The organism is Roseovarius sp. CH_XMU1461 (assembly GCF_037027165.1).
In the GTDB taxonomy this organism is placed as follows: domain Bacteria; phylum Pseudomonadota; class Alphaproteobacteria; order Rhodobacterales; family Rhodobacteraceae; genus Roseovarius; species Roseovarius nubinhibens.
Window position 1 is genome coordinate 1 of record NZ_JAYMDV010000011.1, and the last position, 17264, is coordinate 17264.

Below are 17264 nucleotides of genomic sequence, written 5' to 3' on the forward strand. Positions count from 1 at the left end.
CGTCACAGAAGCCGCGGGATAAGTCCGTCCGGGGAAAGGGGAGCCTGGGCCATCAGCCGAATTGTGCAACAGAGCCCACCAGTGTGAGCATCATCACCAACCTCAGTTTCAGCGAATGGCCACAGGTCTTCGGCGATGCCAAAATGACCACCGTTCTGCTCGACCGCCTCACACATCGCTGCCATCCTAGAAACCGGCAATGACAGCTACCGCTTCAAGGCCAGCTCCGAGACCGCAAAGAAAACAAGAAAGAAGAGGTCAGTATTGACCGCATCATGACCGCCGAGACGCGGCCTGCTGGTCCCCTATTCCATCACCGATCACGATGTTGCGCGGCTCGGAGCAGAACGCCGAAACGGCGCTATCGGTCTCAGATCGTGGCTACCTTCTGGTCCGTGGCCAGATCGTTGCAAGCGGCACCAGCGCCGAGCTCTTGGCGGACGACACCGTGCGTCAGCTCTATCTTTAGGCGATCTCTAAACAAGCCCGGCCTTTACTCTGCGCCCACCACCCCCGCATCCGCCAATTGCTCGCGATCCGGCAGATCGGCCAGTGTCTCCAACCCAAACGCCACGAGGAACTGCTCGGTCGTCACAAACGTATAGGGCGCGCCGCGGCGGGGGGATCGTGGTCCGGTGCCGATCAGCTCTCGCGCGTGCAGCCGGCCGATCAGCTCGCGGCTGATCTCCTTACCGAAAATGTCCCTGAGCCCATCGCGCGTGATTGGCTGGTGGTAAGCGATGGCGGCCAGAACGGCGAGGTCAAAGGCGTTCAGATCGACGCGCTGATCGCCCACATCCGCCGCCGCGCGGATCGCTGGCGCATAGGCCGGGCGCGTCCGCAACATCCAGGCGTCAGCGACGCAGGCAATTTCATAAGGACGATCGGTCAATACCTCCGCCAGATCTCCGATGAGCAGATCGACCGACGCCCCCTGCCCCACCACCCGCGCCAGATCCTCGCGCGGCACCGGCGTGGCGGAGGCAAAGAGCACCGCCTCGATCCGCCGCATCCATTCCCGCCAGCGCAGCTCAGACGGCAGATCGGATAACTCGCGGTCTAGCTCGGGTTCGGGCCTGTCCTTTGCCATCACTCAGATCCCATACAGCCGAAAGCTCTCGCGCCCGGTCAGCTCGCGCACTGCGCCGAGATCGACCAGCCGATCGCAGAGCCGCCGCGCGGCGCGATCCGGCAGGGGCAAGGCCCCCGGCGTCACGGCATCACGGGTCAGGAAGATCTCGACCGCCGCCCCGGCCCCCTTGGCGCGCAGTTTCGGTGCCACGGCCTTCACCTGCGCCGCCCGACGCGCAAGATCACCGGCAAGGCGCAGGGCCTCACTGGCCGACCGGAGTGCCGCGCGGTGACAGGCCAGATGCAGATCCTCGCCGCTCCGGCGCAGATCGGCGCGTTTGAGGCCCGCGGCCAAGAGCGGCAGGCAGTGCTCCCAACCGAGCGCTTGCCCAAGCGCCGCATCGGCGAGGATCAGGCCCGGGGCCTCCGCCCGTGGTGCGTCCGTCAGGACCGTCTCCAGCACCATCGCGGCACGGGCCACCGGACCCCCCTGCCCCGCGCTGCCTGCGTCGAGCCACGCCGCGATCCTCTCAGGCGCGAGCCTGGGCAACGCCCGGTGCAGCGCCCTGATCGACAGGGGCCGCTCCGCTGCCCGCTGCCAGGCCAGATAGATCTCGCCCGCCGGGCCGGGCAGATCGCCGGGGCGCAAGAGGTGGAGCGCGTCACGCAGCTCCCCTGCCCTCTCGGACCGGCCGGAGAATGTGACACAAGCCTCCGCCGCCCGCAGCGCCAGCCGGTCCCGCCACAAGGCCTGCGGTACGGCCTCTTCCCCAAGGGCCAGTTGCAGCTGGCCCAGCGCGGCACCCGACAAAAACGCCACATCTGCAAGGGTTTCCGCCCGCGCGGAGGTGACCCATTCGGGCATCCGGGGTAGGCTTGGCAGGTCGCTGGTTGGATCGTGTCGGGCAAATGTCATGCCACAAGACTATCCCACGGCGGCGCTTTATGCCACAATATACTGTAGAAACCGCCCCAGCCTGTTGGGCGTCGTTATGTCCAATACATTTGCATTATCGGACGTTTTGGACTAGGCTCCGCTTTATGTCAAAAATGGACGATAAATCAGGCCCAGAGGCCCCGGAAATGACCTCGGCCCAGCCAGAGGAGGCCAGCGGCACCGCGTCTGGCGAGGCTCTGACACTTCCCTCCTTTGTGGCGGGCTCCGGGGCGCTTGACCGGCTGGTCGACACCGCCCGCGACTATGCCAAGGCCTCAACCGCCGAGAACACCAACCGCGCCTATGCCGCCGATTGGAAACACTTCACGCGCTGGTGCCGGATGAAAGGCTGGTACGACCAGGGCGGGGCCGACCCCCTGCCCCCCTCGCCTGAGATGATCGCGCTCTATCTCGCCGATCTGGCGGCCGGGTCGAGCGCCTCCTCATCGCAGTCCGCGTTCGGACCGCAGTCGGCGTCCCGACCCCTCTCGGTCAGCACCATCGAGCGGCGTCTCTCGGGCCTCGCCTGGAACTATGCGCAGCGGGGGATCACATTGGATCGCAGGGAGCGGCACATCGCCTCTGTGCTGGCGGGCATCCGGCGCAAACACGCCCGGCCGCCGGTACAGAAGGAGGCCATCCTGCCCGAGGACATTCTCGCGATGGTGGCCACCCTGCCCCCTGATCTGCGCGGGCTCCGGGATCGGGCGATGCTGCTTTTGGGCTATGCCGGGGGTCTGCGGCGCTCGGAGATCGTGAGCCTCGATTGCGGCAAGGATGACACGCCGGATTCGGGCGGCTGGATCGGGATCCTAGAGAAAGGCGCGCTGCTGACATTGAATGCCAAGACCGGCTGGCGCGAGGTCGAAATCGGCCGCGGATCAAGCGAGCAGAGCTGTCCCGTGCATGCGCTGGCGCAATGGCTGCATTTTGCCAAGATCGACTTTGGCCCGGTCTTTGTCAGCACTTCACGGGATGGCAAGCGCGCCCTCGACCGGCGGCTCAGCGACAAGCATGTGGCGCGGCTGATCAAACGGACGGTGCGCGCGGCGGGTCTGCGGTCTGATCTGCCCGAAAAAGAGCGGCTGGCGCTTTTTTCCGGTCACTCCCTGCGTGCTGGTCTTGCCAGTTCGGCGGAGGTGGATGAGCGCTATGTGCAAAAACAGCTCGGCCATGCCTCGGCCGAAATGACCCGCCGCTACCAGCGCCGTCGCGACCGTTTCCGGGTGAACCTGACCAAGGCCGCAGGGCTCTAGTGGGTCGGCCTATAGGGTGTCGGACCGAAGCGCCGTGAGCGCGGCGACATGGCGGGGAAGATCGCTCTGGGAATGTAGGATGTCGACGATGATCACCTGCTCTGGCTGATCCAGATAGACGAGAAAATGCTCGCCTGCCCGCGCATAGCGCAGGTCTTCGGCATCATCGACGAGGATCGAACAGCTCCGGCTATGCGCCTGCCCGTTGAGGATCGCCAGACAACGATCAAGAAGCTCTGCCTCATAAAGATCGGCCTGCCGCGCGCCGAATGTGGCGATGGTCCATTCGGCAATCTCGACGAGCCTCGCCTCGGCGCGGCGGGTCAGCCGAAAGCTTCGGCTCATGCGCGGCTGCGTGCGTTTCGAAAGGCCCGTCGGATCGCGTCGTCGCCGCTGCCCTCGGCAAGATCGCCCGCCTTGGCCTGGGCCAGCCCGTCGAGCAGGTCTTGGCGAAGGTCGGCGATCTGGCTTTCTTCTTGCTCAAGCAACCGCAGCCCGGCCCGCATGGCTTCGCTCACGTTCTGATAGCGTCCGGAGGCTACCAGAGCCTGAACCAGCTGGTCCTGACTTTCCGTCAATACGACATTGCGTGTCACCATGGCATCGGCCTCCTCGCTGGCAATATATGCCAATGGCGGATGTCGGGCAATGGTGTCGGGAACTTGGGAGAGGAAGGTTTCGCCGCGCCCCAAGGGGGTTTCGCGGCGAAACCTGTCAGGCTTTTTCGAGGAGCGCGCGGATTTCCTGCATCAGCGAATCCATCAGATCACTGTCGAGCCCCCTGCCCTCGAAGCGCAGCAGAATGCCCTTGTCATCCTGCATCCGGCGGATGGTGATCCCGGCCGAGGTGTGGAGCGTGTCGGCCCCGTGCCAGCCCGAGGCCGCCGCGCTGCTGCGGGGACGTCCGCCACGGCGGCTGTCGCGTGCGGGCGCGTCGAGCGCGCCGAGGACGGCGTCGATCTGGGCCCATTCGGCCTCGGCATCGGCGGGCGGGTGCAGATCGAGAGCGGCGCGCAGCCGCGCCTCGGCCCCGGCGCGCAGGCCTTGGGCAAGGCTCAACCCGCGCTTTTCGGTCAGGGCCTCGGGGAAGGCCAGCATATCGCCCAGCTCTTCAAAGATCATCGCGAAGGAGCGGACCTTGGAGCGTTTGGCCTTGGACGCGGTGGCATAGAGCCGATTGACCGCCTCTTCGACATTGACGAAGGCGCCCTGCTGCGCGGCGATCACCGCGATGCGGCCGCGTTCGAAATGGCTCAGCTCGGAGCGGACTTCGTTCTCCTCGACCATCGAGACAAAGGCCGCGTCGGCCTCGGTCCGGGGGCGGATGATGGCGCGGATCTTGGCGTATTTCACGGCCTCGGTGAGATCGCGCAGCTCCTGCACTGCCTTAAAGCGTCGATAGCCCGAGACCAGCCCATAGCGCACACCATCATCGCGGGGGCTCGCCAGTTCAAAGACCTCGATGGGCAGGCGCAGGCCGCTGGCGGCGATGGATTGGCGCAGCTCCATCATCTCGTCTTCGGCCAGATCGATCCGGTCGCGAATCATCGCATGCGGGTCGATCTGGTTGAGCGGTAGCTCTGCCATCAGAAGACCCTCGGCTCGGGCCTCTTGCAGGCGCTGTGCCTCGGCGGCGTTATGGGCGTGCTGGGCGCGGATCTCGGGGCTGCCGGTTTCGACCTGGGCGGCGCTGTCGGCGGCGACCTGGGCGATGGGTGCTACGGCGCCGCCGGGGCTCAGCCCGGGGCGGGCGGAGGTTTCGCGGCGAAACTCCTCTTCGATCCGGGTCAGATCCTCGGCGCTCGGGGTTTCAAGTTTTCTGCGCTTAGCCATCGTTCGATACCTCCTCACCGGCGCCCTGTTGGGCCGCCTCTGCCGATTGTTGATCGCGATACCAGGTGCCAAGGATCAGCTCCTTGACCTCGGCCCAGGTGCGGTCGAATGTTTCCCGGCCACGCACATAGGTGTCGCGGTTAAACTCGCGGTAATCGGCCTCGTAGATGCCGTTCACCTGTTCGCCGGCCTGGCCGACCATCGCGGTCAGTTCCTGCCGGTAGGTCGTCATGAAATCGCCGAAATAGGCCTGAATGACATTGGCGAGATCGGTCTGTTGCCCGGCGTCGAACCGGGTGATCAGAGCGCGGACCGCATCCCATTCGAACTTGACCTCAGGCAGCCCATCGCGGCGGCGCACGGCGTTTTCGCCGTCTTCCACGCTGGCAAAGGTCGAATAGAGCATGTCGAAAAACCGCCCCGTTGAATCGAATTCCAGAAAGGACGCGCCGAGCGGGACCAGAAGGATGTCGGCGGCGGCCAGCGCGTTGATCGTCAGGTAGCCAAGCGCCGGGGGAGTGTCGAGAAAGATGATGTCGTAATCGTCAACGATGCGTTCGTCGGTCAAGGCATTGGTCAAGGCATCCCAGAGCGACCAGCTGCGCAGGCCCATGCGCCAGACCGGGATCTGAAACTCGGCCCAGTAGAGATTGAGCTGGGCGCCGAGCAGGTCGATATTGGGCCAATGGGTCGGCTGGATGATGTCGCGCGCCGAAACCGTCAGCGCCTCGGTCAGGGTCTCGTCGAAGGGCAGGGGGGGCTGGCCGGCGGCGGCGCGGACGGTGTTTTCGGCCTGCACCGTCTGGGCGTAATCCTTGGCCAGCAGCGGGAAGGCGGTGGACCATTCATCGGGTACGTCGCCGCCCATGATCGAGGTGAGCGAGCCCTGGCTGTCGAGATCGATCACCAGCACCTTGTAGCCGTCAAGCGCGGCGGACATCGCCAGATGGGCGGTGGTCGTGGTCTTGGAGGTGCCGCCCTTGAAGTTCGACACGGCGATGATCTTGGCCGGCAGGCCCTTGGGCCGCCACGGCAGATATTCGCGATCGGCGGCCCCTTCAGCGGCGAAATGCTGGCGCAGGCGCAGCACGTCCTCGAGGGTGAACCATTTCGAATTGCCCTCGCCAGTGCCCTGCGGCAGGTCGGGATGTTTCTTGAGCACCCGGCGGAAATGGGCGGGGGCCACGGGGATCAGGTATTTGCAGATCTCCCAGGTGGAAAAGCGGCGCAGGCGTTTCTTGCCATCGGGGGCATAGCCGCGCTTGGCCAGATCTTCGCGGCCACGGGTGGCGAAGGCCGCGGCTTTTGCGAATCGGGCCGTCGAGATAGGCTCGGAGAGCTTGGCGGCGGCGGCGGCCGGGTCGATGTTGAAATAGGGCGGGGTGGGGTCTTTGCCTGCTGTCATCCTGCTTCTTTCCAGATGTGCGCTACATTGCGAGACTTTTCGCTATCTATCGCACATGAAAGGCCGCGAGTGAATCGGGAAGCTCGAAATTCGCCCTGATTTCATCAATCTGATGAAAAAAAGCAGCGGCAAAGTTGTAGAGTCTTTTAGGATTTTAGAATCTTTGCGGTGAAAAAATCGTTTTTATTCAATGTCTTATATGTGGTCAGGCACCCGGATACGGGACCAATGGGCCCCATATGCAGGATGAGCGGTGCCCGGATACAGGCGCAGCGGGCCCGATTCGCAGGATTACAGGCACCAAGCCACGGTTAGACCCTAATAAATGCGGATTGCCCCGAATCGGGACAGCATAGCGGCAGGGGACGTCCTGTAAACGGGTGCTCTTTGGCCTCGTAAATCCGGCGGTCGATCGCATAGGAACCCGTTTACGGGACCCTGTCAGGCAGGGTTCAAGCACCCGATCAGTGATTGTCAGCGGGTGCCTGAACAGGCATACTACAACAAAAAAAGAGAGGGCAGGGCGATGGAGGATATTCCACGCGATAAATTGAGCGGATCGCTGCGGCGGGCGGCGGTGAAGAAACATGTGGCGGCGATCCATGTGTCGGGAAAATTGACCCTATTACAGCGTAAACTGTCCAATGTGCTCTTGCTCAATGCGTATGACACGCTGACCAGCCAGACCAGTCACCAAATCGACGCGCGCACGCTCTGCATGATGATCGGCTACAATTCCAACGATTTTGAGACGCTCAAGCAATCGCTGCGCGGGCTGGCCGAGACGGTGGCGGAATGGGACATGCTCGATGCCGATGGCAAGCAGGAATGGGGCGTGTCGAGCCTCTTGAGCTATGCCAAGCTCAAGGGTGGCGTCTGCGAATATGCCTATTCCTCGGCGCTGGCCGAGAAGCTGCACGATCCCAAGGTCTTTGCGTTGATCAACCTCAACATCCAGCGGCGGTTCACCAGCGGGCACGCGCTGGCGCTCTATGAGAACTGTTACCGCTTTGTGCGGACCGGGTCGTCGGGCTGGTGGTCGCTCGATCTTTTCCGGCGGCTGATGGGGCTCGACGGCTCGGCCTATTATGAGAGCTACAAGCATCTCAACGCGAAGGTGATCAAACCGGCGGTGGCCGAGGTCAACAAGACCAGCAATATCGTGATCGTGCCCGAGACCCGCAAACGGGGCAGGGTGGTGACGGAGATCCGGTTCAAGATCAGCGAGAACCCGCAGCTCGCCATTCTCGATCTCGATGACGGGGCCGGGGCGCGGCACGGGCCGGTCTATGCGCGGCTGCGCGACATGGGGGTGAGCGACCGGCTGGCGCGGCAATGGCTGTCGACCCATGGCGAAGAGCAGGTGGCGGCGAAGTTGGAATATGTCGGCAATCGCAAGAATGTCGAAAGCATGGTCGGCTATCTCAGCGCCGCGCTGGCCGGGGATTTCGGCGGGGCAGGGGAGACGGCCGCGCCCGAGCCAAAGAGCCCGCGGGCGCGGCGGCTGCAGCGGCTGCGAGAGGCGATTGCCGCGCGCACGCCGACGCAGCGCGACGCGGACAAGCGGCTTTTCCTCAATCAGCTCAGCGATCCAGTCAAACGCGCGGATTTCGAGCGCTTTGGCTGGATGTCGCCGCTCAATGCCGACGACATCGCGGCATTTTGGGAAGAGGTCAGCCCCGGCATCCTGGAAGACAGCGGGGCCGAGTAGGGGGCCTGATCGGCGGCGGCATCTCGCAGCCTCAGGGCGAATGCGGTCTGGATGCCCTCAATGGCGAAGTGGCTCAACCCATGAACCCCTGAACTTGAAGCCTATAGGTCATGAGGTCTGTCATAGACCCGAATGCCGCTCTTCAGGTCGCGGTCAGCATTTGGCAGATACAGAAGAAGGGGTTTTCAGACGCCGGTCATAAGTATATCGAGCGCGCCGGTGATCTCGGTGTCGTGCTGCGCTAGGCTCGCAACGGGCGTTCTCAGGATGGATACCGGAACCGCTGACAGGAACTGCGTGACCATCACATGCTGTTCCGAATGGATGTCAAACACTGGATTGAGCCGTTTGGCCGGAGCCGGGGCGGTGTCTGCGAGCATCAGAGGCACGACAACGCGCGTGTTCAGGCCGCTCAGAAGATCGGCCTGAATATCGAGCAGATAGCCCGCTCCGACCGGATTGGGATAGATATCAAAACGCGCCATCAGAAGGGCCGGTAGATGTCCAGCGGCAGGCCGTTTTCCTCAACCCAACGGTTGGAGGCCTCAAGCGCCTTGGCATTCTCACGCTTCCACGCCTCGGCCTTGGCGTCCTTCACAGCCCGGCGTAACCCGGCCTCTGCGGCTTGCGAGAGATTTACACCAAAGGACCGCGCCTCGGACAAAAGTCCCTGATCCAGTGACAGATTGGTGGGTTTCTTGGGAACGGATCGTGTGCGCATCGAATTACCCCTTTCATGCCCATCATATATGCGCATGGCCTCTTGGATCAATCCCCGCTTTCCAGAAGGGGTCTGTTCTGGCTGGGGGCAGAATGACGCCGTAAGCGCGCCTGTCTAGGATGGCGGGGGATGTGGTATCGATCGCGTCTTCGAGGCGGTAATCCCCCGAAATTTCGCGATGATATAGCGGTCGTTCCGCAACGATTGCGAAGAGAATAAGGGGAGTTACGATTTGGGAGAATTATCCCATCTCTCGTCAAGGAGCCTTTGGCGGCTGCCGTCGGCGTCGTCATATTGGGCGCTGCGCAGGGTCCAGATGAAACCTGCGAGCCCCAGAAGGCCGAGACCGACAGAGACGGGGATGAGGATGGCGAGCACGTTCATCGGAGGTTTCTCAGCGCGTTGAGGGAGACGGTGAGCGACGAAAGCGACATGGCCAGCGCGGCGAGGAAGGGCGTGGCGAGACCGGCCAGCGCCACCGGCACGGCGATGAGATTGTAGCCGAGCGACAGTAGGATGTTCTGGCGCATCCGGGCGGTGGCGCTTTGGGCGCTGGCGAGCAGGGCGGGGATTTCGGTCAGCCGGCCCGAGAGGAGCACCACATCGGCGGCGCTCTGCGGCGCGTCGAGGCCCGAGCCCAGCGCCAGCGAGCCATGGGCCACCGAGAGCGCGCCAGTGTCGTTGAGCCCGTCGCCCACCATCAGCACGCGATGCCCGGCCTGGGTTTGCGCGGTGATCCAGGCGGCCTTGGCCTCGGGGGTCATGGCGCTCTGGACCTGCGCGATGCCGAGGGCGCGGGCGACATGCTGGCAGGGGGCGTGGGTGTCGCCGGAGAGAAGCGCCACCGAGAGCCCGGCGCGCTGCAGGGCGGCGATGGCCTCGGCGGCGTCGGGGCGCAGGGTCTCCTGAAAGCGAAAGAGCATCGGCGCGCCTTGACCGGGGTCGAGCGCCACGCCGTCGCCCTCCACCCCGATCCAGCCGGGGCGGCCGAGGCGCAGGAGGCGCCCGTCGTGCATGGCCTCGATCCCGAGGCCGGGGCGTTCGCGCAGATCGGTGAGCGGCAGGAGGGGGAGGTTGCGCGCCTCGGCGGCGGCCACGAGCGCGCGGGAATAGGGGTGGGACGAGGCGGCGGCCAGAGAGGCCGCGAGGCTGAGCGCCGCATCCGTCGGGGCGCTGGCGAGGCTTGGCACGCCGCTGGTCAGCGTGCCGGTCTTGTCGAAGGCGACGAGGTCGATCTCGGTCAGCCGTTCGAGCGCGCTGCGGGATTTGACCAAGAGCCCTTTGCGAAAGAGCCGCCCGGTGGCCACGACCGAGACCGCAGGCACCGCGAGGCCGAGGGCACAGGGGCAGGTGATGACGAGCACCGCGATGGCGACATCCACCGCGCGCCAGGCATCGCCGGTCATCTGCCACCAGCCCAGAAACGCCGCCAGCCCGAGCAGATGCACCAGCGGCGCATAGGCCCGCGCGGCGCGGTCGGCGAGCCCGGCATAGCGCGAGCGCTGCATCTCGGCGGTGGCGACGAGCTCCTGCAGCTGGCTCAGCATCGTGTTCTGACCGGCGCGGGTCACCCGGACCTTGAGTGGGCCGGAGAGGTTGACCTCGCCCGCCGCGACATCTGAGCCGGGGGCGACAGGGTGGGGGAGGGATTCGCCGGTGAGGGCGGCGCGGTCGAGATCGCTCTGGCCCGCCTCGACCACGCCATCGGCGGGCAGGCGGTCACCGGGGCGCAATTGGATGATGTCGCCTGCAACAAGGCTGTCGGCGCGCACCACGGTGGGGCCGTCGGGGCCGAGGCGCAGCGCCTGCGGTACGCGCAGCGCGGCAAGCTCGGCCGCGGCAGAGCGGGCGGCGCTGCGCCCGGCGTGATCGAGCGTGCGCCCGATCAGCAGAAAGAAGGTGAGGGCCAGCGCGGCGTCGAACCAGCTGTGCCGGTCGGCGCCCTGCAGCGCACCGATGAGCGAGACGAGGGCGGCGAGCAGGATGGCGAGGGAAATCGGCACATCCATGTTGAGCCGCCCGGCGCGCAGCGCGGTCGCCGCCGAGGCAAAGAAGGGGCGCGCGGCAAAGCCCACGGCGGGCAGCGCGATGGCGGCAGAGATCAGGTGGAACATCTGCTCGGTCGTCTCGGCGGCCCCGGACCAGACCGCGACCGAGAGCAGCATCACATTCATCATCGCAAATCCCGCGACGCCGGTGCGCAGCAGGAGGTTGCGCATCTCGTCGCCCTGACCGGCAAGGAGGCCGTCATGGAGCTCTTGGGCGCGGTGCCCGGCGCGGGCCAGCGCGTCGATCAGCGTCTCGGGATCGAGCCTCGGGCCGCTGATCCGGACCTGTTTGCGCGACAGGTTCACCCGCGCATCGCGCACCCCGGGCAGGGCGGCGAGCGTGGTTTCGACCGAGGCGATACAGGCGGCGCAGGTGATGTCGGGCAGGTGCAAAAGCAGGTCGGCGCTGCTCGGGGCGGGGGCGCGATCTTGGGCGAGGCCCGCGGTGGCGGCACAGCCCGGGCAGGCGGCGGTCATGGCGCGACCTCGAGATGCAGCGCGCGGGTGAAGGGGGGCGCGCCGGGGGTGCTCTCTAGATCGATGCGCCATCTGCCGGGGGCGAGATCGATGGCGGCGCGGCCCGTGGCATCAAAGGCGAGCGGGTGATCGGCGGCGCGGGTGGTGCTGCGCCCGATGGTGGCGGCATAGCGGGCGGGGGCAATCAGCGTGCCGTCGCGGTCGGTGACGCGCAGCAGCAGCTGGCCCGCGTCATAGCGTGCGGTGACCTGCCAGCCGAGCGCGTCCTGGGCCGCGCGGCGGGCGTCAAAGCTCTGGCTGGCGACATAGGAATTGGCGACCTCGAGACCGGGGAAGGTCTGCACCGCCTTGACGGCGAGGGTCAGGTTGACGGCGATGATCGTGCCAAAGCCGAGGGTGAAGATGGCGAGCACGTGGCGGCCGGTGAGCCTGCGGTCGGTCATTTCGGGTCTCCATTGAAACTGGATGCGACTTCGGCGGTTTCGCCGGTTGCGAGATCCTCGACGGTGAAACTGATGGCGCTGCGGTCGTGGCGGGCGGCGTGCGCCTCGGGGGTGGCGGTGACATAGGCGCGGATCTGGCGCTGGCTGTCGGCGGCGACGGGGATCATCGCGCCCTCTGCGCCCTCGATGGCGAGTTCGAGCCCCTCGGGGCCGGTGAGGCGGAGCGTCACCTCCTGCGTCTGGCCCTCGCGGTTGCGTAGGCGCAGATCATAGGCGTTGCGGATGCTGCCGTCGGAGAGGGTGACATAGGTCGGGTTGCGCACCGGCGAGACGGTCAACTCGAGCGTGGGGCGCAGGTAGAGGGCGATCAGCAGCGCCAGACCGATGGCGGCCCAGAGCGCGAAATAGATGACGTTGCGGGGGCGCAGCACATGATGCCAGAGCGGTCGCGGCGCGGCCCCGGCCATTTCGCGGGGCGCGTCCGACAGGGCGATATAGTCGATGAGCCCGCGCGGGCGGCCGAGCTTGCCCATCACCTCGTCGCAGGCGTCGATGCAGAGCGCGCAGGTGATGCAGGCCATCTGCTGGCCGTCGCGGATGTCGATGCCCATCGGGCAGACATTGACGCAGGCGTTGCAGTCGATGCAATCGCCGGGCTCGGCCGTGGGGGTGGCGGTGGCTGGCTTTGGCTGCAGCACGGCGGCGCTGTCGCGGCGCTGCATCGGCAGGGCGGGCGAGCGGCCACCGAGCTGGGGGCCTGCGGCGCGGGAAATCTCGGCCTCGGGGGTGGTGCTCTGGGCGTGACGTTTGAGCCCTTTGCCGCGCGGTTCGCCACGCCAGGTGCGATAGGCCACGGTGAGCGTGCCGTCATCCATCATCGCGCCCTGGATGCGGGGCCAGGGGCACATGTAGATGCAGACCTGTTCACGCATGAAGCCGCCAAAGACGAAGGTGGTGCAGGTCAGGATGGCGATGGAAATCCACGCCACGGGCGGCGCTTCGCCTGTCAGGAGGTCGCGCAAGAGCGTGGGCGCATCGGCGAAGTAGAAGACCCAAGCGCCGCCTGTGGCCAGCGCGATCATCAGCCAGAGTGCCCATTTGGTCAGCCGCAGCCGGGACTTGCGCCACGACCAGGACGATTTGTGCAGCCGCAGCCGCGCGTTGCGATCGCCCTCGACCCAGCGTTCGACCAAGAGAAAGAGATCGGTCCAGACGGTCTGGGGGCAGGTATAGCCGCACCAGACCCGGCCCAGCACGGCGGTGAAGAGAAAGAGCCCAAGCCCGGCCATGATCAGCAGGCCTGCGACGAAGTAGAACTCATGCGGCCAGATTTCGATCCAGAGGAAATAGAACCGGCGATGGGCAAGATCGACGAGAACCGCCTGATCGGGCAGGGCGAGGCCGCGATCCCATCGCAGCCACGGCGTCACATAGTAAATGCCAAGGGTCAGCGCCATGATTTGCCATTTGAGCCGCCGAAAGACGCCCTGCACGCGGCGGGGGAAGATCGGGTCGCGGGCGGCGTAGAGGGAGGGGGGGCTGTCGCTCATATCACTCATGGGGATGGTCCTATCGCTCAGTCCCTTCTGCCCGATGCGGCGCGGCGGCGCGTTGATCTGGATCAAGCGGGCGGCAAGAGGGGCGGGGCACGCGCCGCGCCCCTCCGGTTGCGCGGGTGGCGGTCTGGGGTCAGTCCTGCACCCCGTCCTGCATTGCGTCCTGCACTCCGTCCTGTGGCGCCGCGTCTTCGCCGCCGCCGAGCTGGTGCAGATAGGCGGTGAGTGCCCGCACCCCATGTTCGCCGAGCCGATCCCCCCAGGCGGGCATCACGCCAAAGGGGCCTTGCGAGATGAGGCGATGCAGGCTCGCGTCATCCGAGCTGTTGAGCCAGATCGCATCGGTCAGGTTTGGCGCGCCCTGCGCCCGGTCGCCGCGCCCGTCCGTGCCATGGCAGGAGGCGCAATGCTGGGCAAAGAGCGGACCGCCGGGGCCGGTCGTGGGATCGAGACCGCCGGGCAGGGCCTGCACATGGGTGACGAGGGTGGTGATGTCCTCGGGCGACAGGAATTCGCCAAAGCCCGGCATCTGGCTGAACCGCGCGTCGGGGTCCTCTTCGTTGCGGATGCCGTGGCGGATCGTATAGGCGATCTCCTCCTTGCTGCCGCCCCAGAGCCAGTCATCGTCGAGCAGGTTGGGATAGCCATCGGCCCCCGCCGCGCCCGAACCATGGCATTGCGCGCAATTGGTGCGGTAGAGCGCGGCCCCGGCCTGTACCGCGTAGTGATGGAGCGCGGCGTCCTTGGGCAGGGCCTCGAGATCGGTGGCGATGAGGGCGGCGCGCAGATCGGCATGGCTCGCCTCCATCTGGGCGATGTCGGCGGCGACGACGGCGCGTTGCGACCAGCCGAGAACGCCGCTCGTGGCACGGTCGACCAGCGGCCAGGCGGGGTAGAGGATGGTGTAGACCAGCCCCCAGAGGATCGTGGCGTAGAAGGTCCAGAGCCACCAGCGGGGCAGCGGGTTGTTGTATTCCTCGATCCCGTCCCAGCTATGCCCGGTGGTCTCGATCTCTGGCTTTTTCGCGTGTTTCTCGGACATTATCGGTGATCTCCTGTGGCGCAGCTGGGGGGGAGGCGGCGGATGGTGGGCGTGAGCGCGGGTTCGGGCGAGGCCGGGTCGTCAAAGATCGACCGGGCCGCATCGTCATGGAGCGCCCGGCTGCCGGGACGCCAGACCCAGGCGAAGGCCCCGACAAAGAAGAGAAAGAGCACCAGCAGCGCCCAGCTGTCGGCGAATTCGCGCAGGAGGGAATAGACATCGGTCATGGCCGGGCTCCTTAGCGGCTGGCATCGGCGATGAAGGTCGAGAAATCGACCGTCGTGCCGAGCATTTGCAGATAGGCGATCAGCGCATCCATTTCGGTGAGCGCGGGCTGGCCGTCGAAATTGCGCACCTGCGCGCCGGGATAGCGTTCGAGCAGCCCGTCACTGTCGCCATAGGGATCGACCTGCACCCGGAAATCGGCGGCGGCGGCGGCGATCATTTCCTCGCTATAGGGCACGCCGACAAAGGCGTGGGTGCGCAGCAGATCCTCGATATGCGTGGGTCTGATCTCGGCCCGCAGGAGATAGTCGTATTTGGGCATGATGCTCTCGGGCACCACGGATTGCGGATTGGCGAAATGGTCGACATGCCATTCGTCGGAATAGCGCCCGCCGACCCGCGCCAGATCCGGCCCGGTCCGTTTCGAGCCCCATTGGAACGGGTGGTCATACATCGATTCAGCCGCCAGCGAGTAATGGCCATAGCGCTCCACCTCGTCGCGCATCGGGCGGATCATCTGGCTGTGGCAGGTGTAGCAGCCTTCGCGGATGTAGATGTCGCGCCCGGTGAGTTCGAGCGGGCTATAGGGGCGGACGCCCTCGACCTCTTCGATGGTGTTCTCGAGCCAAAAGAGCGGCGCGATCTCGACGATGCCGCCGATGGTCACCACGAGGAAGGAAAAGACCAGCAGGAGCGAGGCGTTTTTCTCCAGCACGGCGTGCCGGTCGAGCAGGGGCCGCCGCCTGGGTCGGGGCTGTGGCCGGGGCTTTGCTGGCCCGGCATCAGTGGCGTGGTCGGGGCTGTTGGGGGTCGTGTTCATCGGCTTACTCCGCTGGAACCGGGGTCGTGACGGCGTGGGATTTCGGAGAGCGGATGGTCATCCACATGTTCCAGATCATCAGCACGCCGCCGAGGAGGTAGAAGAGGCCGCCGGTGGCGCGCACCACATACATCGGGAACTTGGCGGCGACCGTGTCGGCGAAGGAGTTGACGAGAAAGCCCTGGGCGTCGACCTCGCGCCACATCAGCCCTTCCATGATGCCGGTGACCCACATCGAGGCGGCGTAGAGCACGATGCCGATGGTCGCGAGCCAGAAGTGCCAGTTGATCGCGGCGACCGAATACATCTGCGCACGTCCCCAGAGGCGCGGCGTCAGGAAATAGAGGCAGCCAAAGGTGATCAGCCCGTTCCAGCCGAGCGCACCGGAATGCACATGGCCGATGGTCCAGTCGGTATAATGGCTCAGGCTGTTGACCGCGCGGATCGACATCATCGGGCCTTCAAAGGTGCTCATCCCGTAGAAGGCGAGCGAGGCCACGAACATGCGGATGATCGGGTCTGTGCGGATCTTGTCCCAGGCCCCTTCGAGCGTCATCAGCCCGTTGATCATGCCGCCCCAGGAGGGCATCCAGAGGATGATCGAAAACACCATGCCGAGCGTCGCCGCCCAATCCGGTAGCGCGGTGTAATGGAGATGGTGGGGACCGGCCCAGATATAGAGAAAGATCAGCGCCCAGAAGTGGATGATGCTGAGCTTGTAGCTGTAGATCGGGCGCCCCGCCTGTTTCGGGACGAAGTAATACATCATCCCCAGAAACCCGGCGGTGAGAAAGAAGCCGACGGCGTTATGGCCGTACCACCATTGCGTCATCGCATCCTGCACCCCGGCAAAGACCTGCACCGATTTGGAGCCGAGGATCGACACCGGGATCGACAGGTTGTTGACCACATGCAGCAGGGCGACGGTCACGATGAAGGCGAGGTAGAACCAGTTGGCCACATAGATATGCGGCTCGCGGCGCTTGATGAGCGTGCCGAGGAAGATCGCGAGATAGGCGAGCCAGACGATGGTCAGCCAGATGTCGGTGTACCATTCGGGTTCGGCATATTCCTTGGATTGGGTCGAGCCGAGCAGATAGCCGGTGGCGGCCATCGCGATGAAGAGCTGATAGCCCCAGAACACGAACCACGCGAGATTGCCGCCCCAGAGCCGGGCGGCGCAGGTGCGCTGAACCACGTAGAAGGAGGTGGCGATCAGGGCGTTGCCGCCAAAGGCGAAGATCACCGCCGAGGTGTGCAGCGGCCGTAACCTGCCGAAATTGGCGAGCCCCTCGGACCAGTCGAAATTGAGCTCGGGGAAGGCGAGCTGAAACGCGATGAAGGTGCCCACGAGAAAGCCCGCGAGCCCCCAGAAGGCGGTGGCGATGACGCCGGCGCGGATCGGGCCATCCATATAGCCGGAGCGGTCGACCACCGGCGCGGGTTCGTCATAACGGCGCAGTTCCCAGATGAAGAGACCCGCCGCAAGAGCCATGATCAGCAGCGCGTGAAAGGAATAGGCCAGGTCGCGCCCCCAATCCGCCGCGATGGCGGCGAGAAGGGTAACAACGGCCAGAAGGGACATTCGAAAGACAGCCATGGAGCCCTCTTGGTTGAAACATGTCGACCCAACGGACATGCCTTTTGGCCGCTATGTCGCATGGCGCGGCGCGGCCCGCTTTGACTTGGATCAATCGGGGGAAAATCACTGACGGGGGG

Annotated in this window: 19 protein-coding genes and 1 pseudogene; 4 read left to right on the forward strand and 16 right to left on the reverse strand. The window is 65.4% G+C overall.

The genetic code is table 11. The annotated features are described in order from the left end of the window. Positions 1-279, forward strand: a pseudogene (locus WA237_RS17895) (ATP-binding protein); the annotation flags it as partial. Between the two features lie 46 nt (positions 280-325). Beyond that, positions 326-469, forward strand: coding sequence for a hypothetical protein (locus WA237_RS17900; RefSeq protein WP_336099300.1), 144 nt, complete (start codon positions 326-328; stop codon positions 467-469). Positions 470-493: 24 nt separating this feature from the next. On the opposite strand, the gene scpB is transcribed toward WA237_RS17900, so the two are convergent. Together scpB and WA237_RS17910 are read right to left on the reverse strand one after the other, a co-directional pair. Then, positions 494-1090 (reverse strand): SMC-Scp complex subunit ScpB, encoded by a 597-nt coding sequence (scpB, locus tag WA237_RS17905; RefSeq protein ID WP_336099301.1) that lies wholly within the window; start codon positions 1088-1090, stop codon positions 494-496. A 3-nt stretch (positions 1091-1093) separates the two neighbouring features. Further along, positions 1094-1987, reverse strand: coding sequence for a DUF1403 family protein (locus tag WA237_RS17910; protein WP_336099302.1), 894 nt, complete (start codon positions 1985-1987; stop codon positions 1094-1096). Positions 1988-2154: 167 nt separating this feature from the next. Between WA237_RS17910 and WA237_RS17915 the strand changes: the two genes are divergently transcribed. Next, on the forward strand, positions 2155-3264 hold the full coding sequence (locus WA237_RS17915) for a tyrosine-type recombinase/integrase (RefSeq protein WP_336099401.1): 1110 nt from the start codon (positions 2155-2157) through the stop codon (positions 3262-3264). A 9-nt stretch (positions 3265-3273) separates the two neighbouring features. Here the strand turns inward: WA237_RS17915 and WA237_RS17920 are convergent, their stop codons facing one another. The 4 genes from WA237_RS17920 to WA237_RS17935 form a co-directional block, all read right to left on the reverse strand. Further along, the gene (locus WA237_RS17920) at positions 3274-3609 is read right to left on the reverse strand and encodes a type II toxin-antitoxin system RelE/ParE family toxin (protein WP_336099304.1); all 336 of its coding nucleotides are present in this window, start codon (positions 3607-3609) and stop codon (positions 3274-3276) included. Further along, positions 3606-3863 carry a type II toxin-antitoxin system ParD family antitoxin gene (locus tag WA237_RS17925; protein ID WP_336099306.1) on the reverse strand — a complete coding sequence of 86 codons (258 nt, stop codon included), beginning with the start codon at positions 3861-3863 and terminating at the stop codon, positions 3606-3608. Before WA237_RS17925 ends, WA237_RS17920 begins: the two co-directional genes overlap by 4 nt. Before the next feature lie 115 nt (positions 3864-3978). Next, entirely contained in the window at positions 3979-5097 is a 1119-nt protein-coding gene (locus tag WA237_RS17930) for a ParB/RepB/Spo0J family partition protein (protein ID WP_336099307.1), read from the reverse strand. Further along, positions 5090-6502 carry an AAA family ATPase gene (locus WA237_RS17935; RefSeq protein WP_336099309.1) on the reverse strand — a complete coding sequence of 471 codons (1413 nt, stop codon included), beginning with the start codon at positions 6500-6502 and terminating at the stop codon, positions 5090-5092. Before WA237_RS17935 ends, WA237_RS17930 begins: the two co-directional genes overlap by 8 nt. 526 nt (positions 6503-7028) lie before the next feature. Between WA237_RS17935 and WA237_RS17940 the strand changes: the two genes are divergently transcribed. Further along, the gene (locus WA237_RS17940; RefSeq protein WP_336099310.1) at positions 7029-8213 is read left to right on the forward strand and encodes a replication initiation protein; all 1185 of its coding nucleotides are present in this window, start codon (positions 7029-7031) and stop codon (positions 8211-8213) included. Between the two features lie 185 nt (positions 8214-8398). On the opposite strand, the gene WA237_RS17945 is transcribed toward WA237_RS17940, so the two are convergent. The 10 genes from WA237_RS17945 to ccoN form a co-directional block, all read right to left on the reverse strand. Beyond that, positions 8399-8698, reverse strand: a complete 300-nt coding sequence (locus WA237_RS17945; RefSeq protein ID WP_336099312.1) for a CcdB family protein — start codon at positions 8696-8698, stop codon at positions 8399-8401. After that, complete coding sequence (locus WA237_RS17950; RefSeq protein WP_336099313.1) at positions 8698-8934, reverse strand: type II toxin-antitoxin system CcdA family antitoxin; 237 nt, start codon at positions 8932-8934, stop codon at positions 8698-8700. The genes WA237_RS17945 and WA237_RS17950 overlap by 1 nt, the downstream gene beginning before the upstream one ends. A gap of 225 nt (positions 8935-9159) precedes the next feature. After that, a complete protein-coding gene (gene ccoS, locus WA237_RS17955; protein ID WP_336099315.1) occupies positions 9160-9318 on the reverse strand; it encodes a cbb3-type cytochrome oxidase assembly protein CcoS in 159 nt (52 codons plus the stop codon). Then, positions 9315-11459, reverse strand: coding sequence for a heavy metal translocating P-type ATPase (locus WA237_RS17960; RefSeq protein ID WP_336099317.1), 2145 nt, complete (start codon positions 11457-11459; stop codon positions 9315-9317). Before WA237_RS17960 ends, ccoS begins: the two co-directional genes overlap by 4 nt. Beyond that, positions 11456-11902: a FixH family protein gene (locus tag WA237_RS17965; protein WP_336099318.1), complete on the reverse strand. Its 447-nt coding sequence runs from the start codon at positions 11900-11902 to the stop codon at positions 11456-11458. Before WA237_RS17965 ends, WA237_RS17960 begins: the two co-directional genes overlap by 4 nt. Continuing rightward, a complete protein-coding gene (locus WA237_RS17970) occupies positions 11899-13452 on the reverse strand; it encodes an RdxA/RdxB/FixG family protein (protein WP_336099402.1) in 1554 nt (517 codons plus the stop codon). Before WA237_RS17970 ends, WA237_RS17965 begins: the two co-directional genes overlap by 4 nt. A gap of 139 nt (positions 13453-13591) precedes the next feature. Continuing rightward, positions 13592-14500, reverse strand: coding sequence for a cytochrome-c oxidase, cbb3-type subunit III (gene ccoP, locus WA237_RS17975; protein ID WP_336099320.1), 909 nt, complete (start codon positions 14498-14500; stop codon positions 13592-13594). Then, positions 14500-14727 (reverse strand): cbb3-type cytochrome oxidase subunit 3, encoded by a 228-nt coding sequence (locus WA237_RS17980; protein WP_336099322.1) that lies wholly within the window; start codon positions 14725-14727, stop codon positions 14500-14502. Before WA237_RS17980 ends, ccoP begins: the two co-directional genes overlap by 1 nt. 11 nt (positions 14728-14738) lie before the next feature. Beyond that, positions 14739-15545 carry a cytochrome-c oxidase, cbb3-type subunit II gene (ccoO, locus tag WA237_RS17985; protein ID WP_336099323.1) on the reverse strand — a complete coding sequence of 269 codons (807 nt, stop codon included), beginning with the start codon at positions 15543-15545 and terminating at the stop codon, positions 14739-14741. A gap of 4 nt (positions 15546-15549) precedes the next feature. Further along, positions 15550-17145, reverse strand: coding sequence for a cytochrome-c oxidase, cbb3-type subunit I (gene ccoN / locus WA237_RS17990; RefSeq protein WP_336099325.1), 1596 nt, complete (start codon positions 17143-17145; stop codon positions 15550-15552). Positions 17146-17264 lie beyond the last annotated feature (119 nt).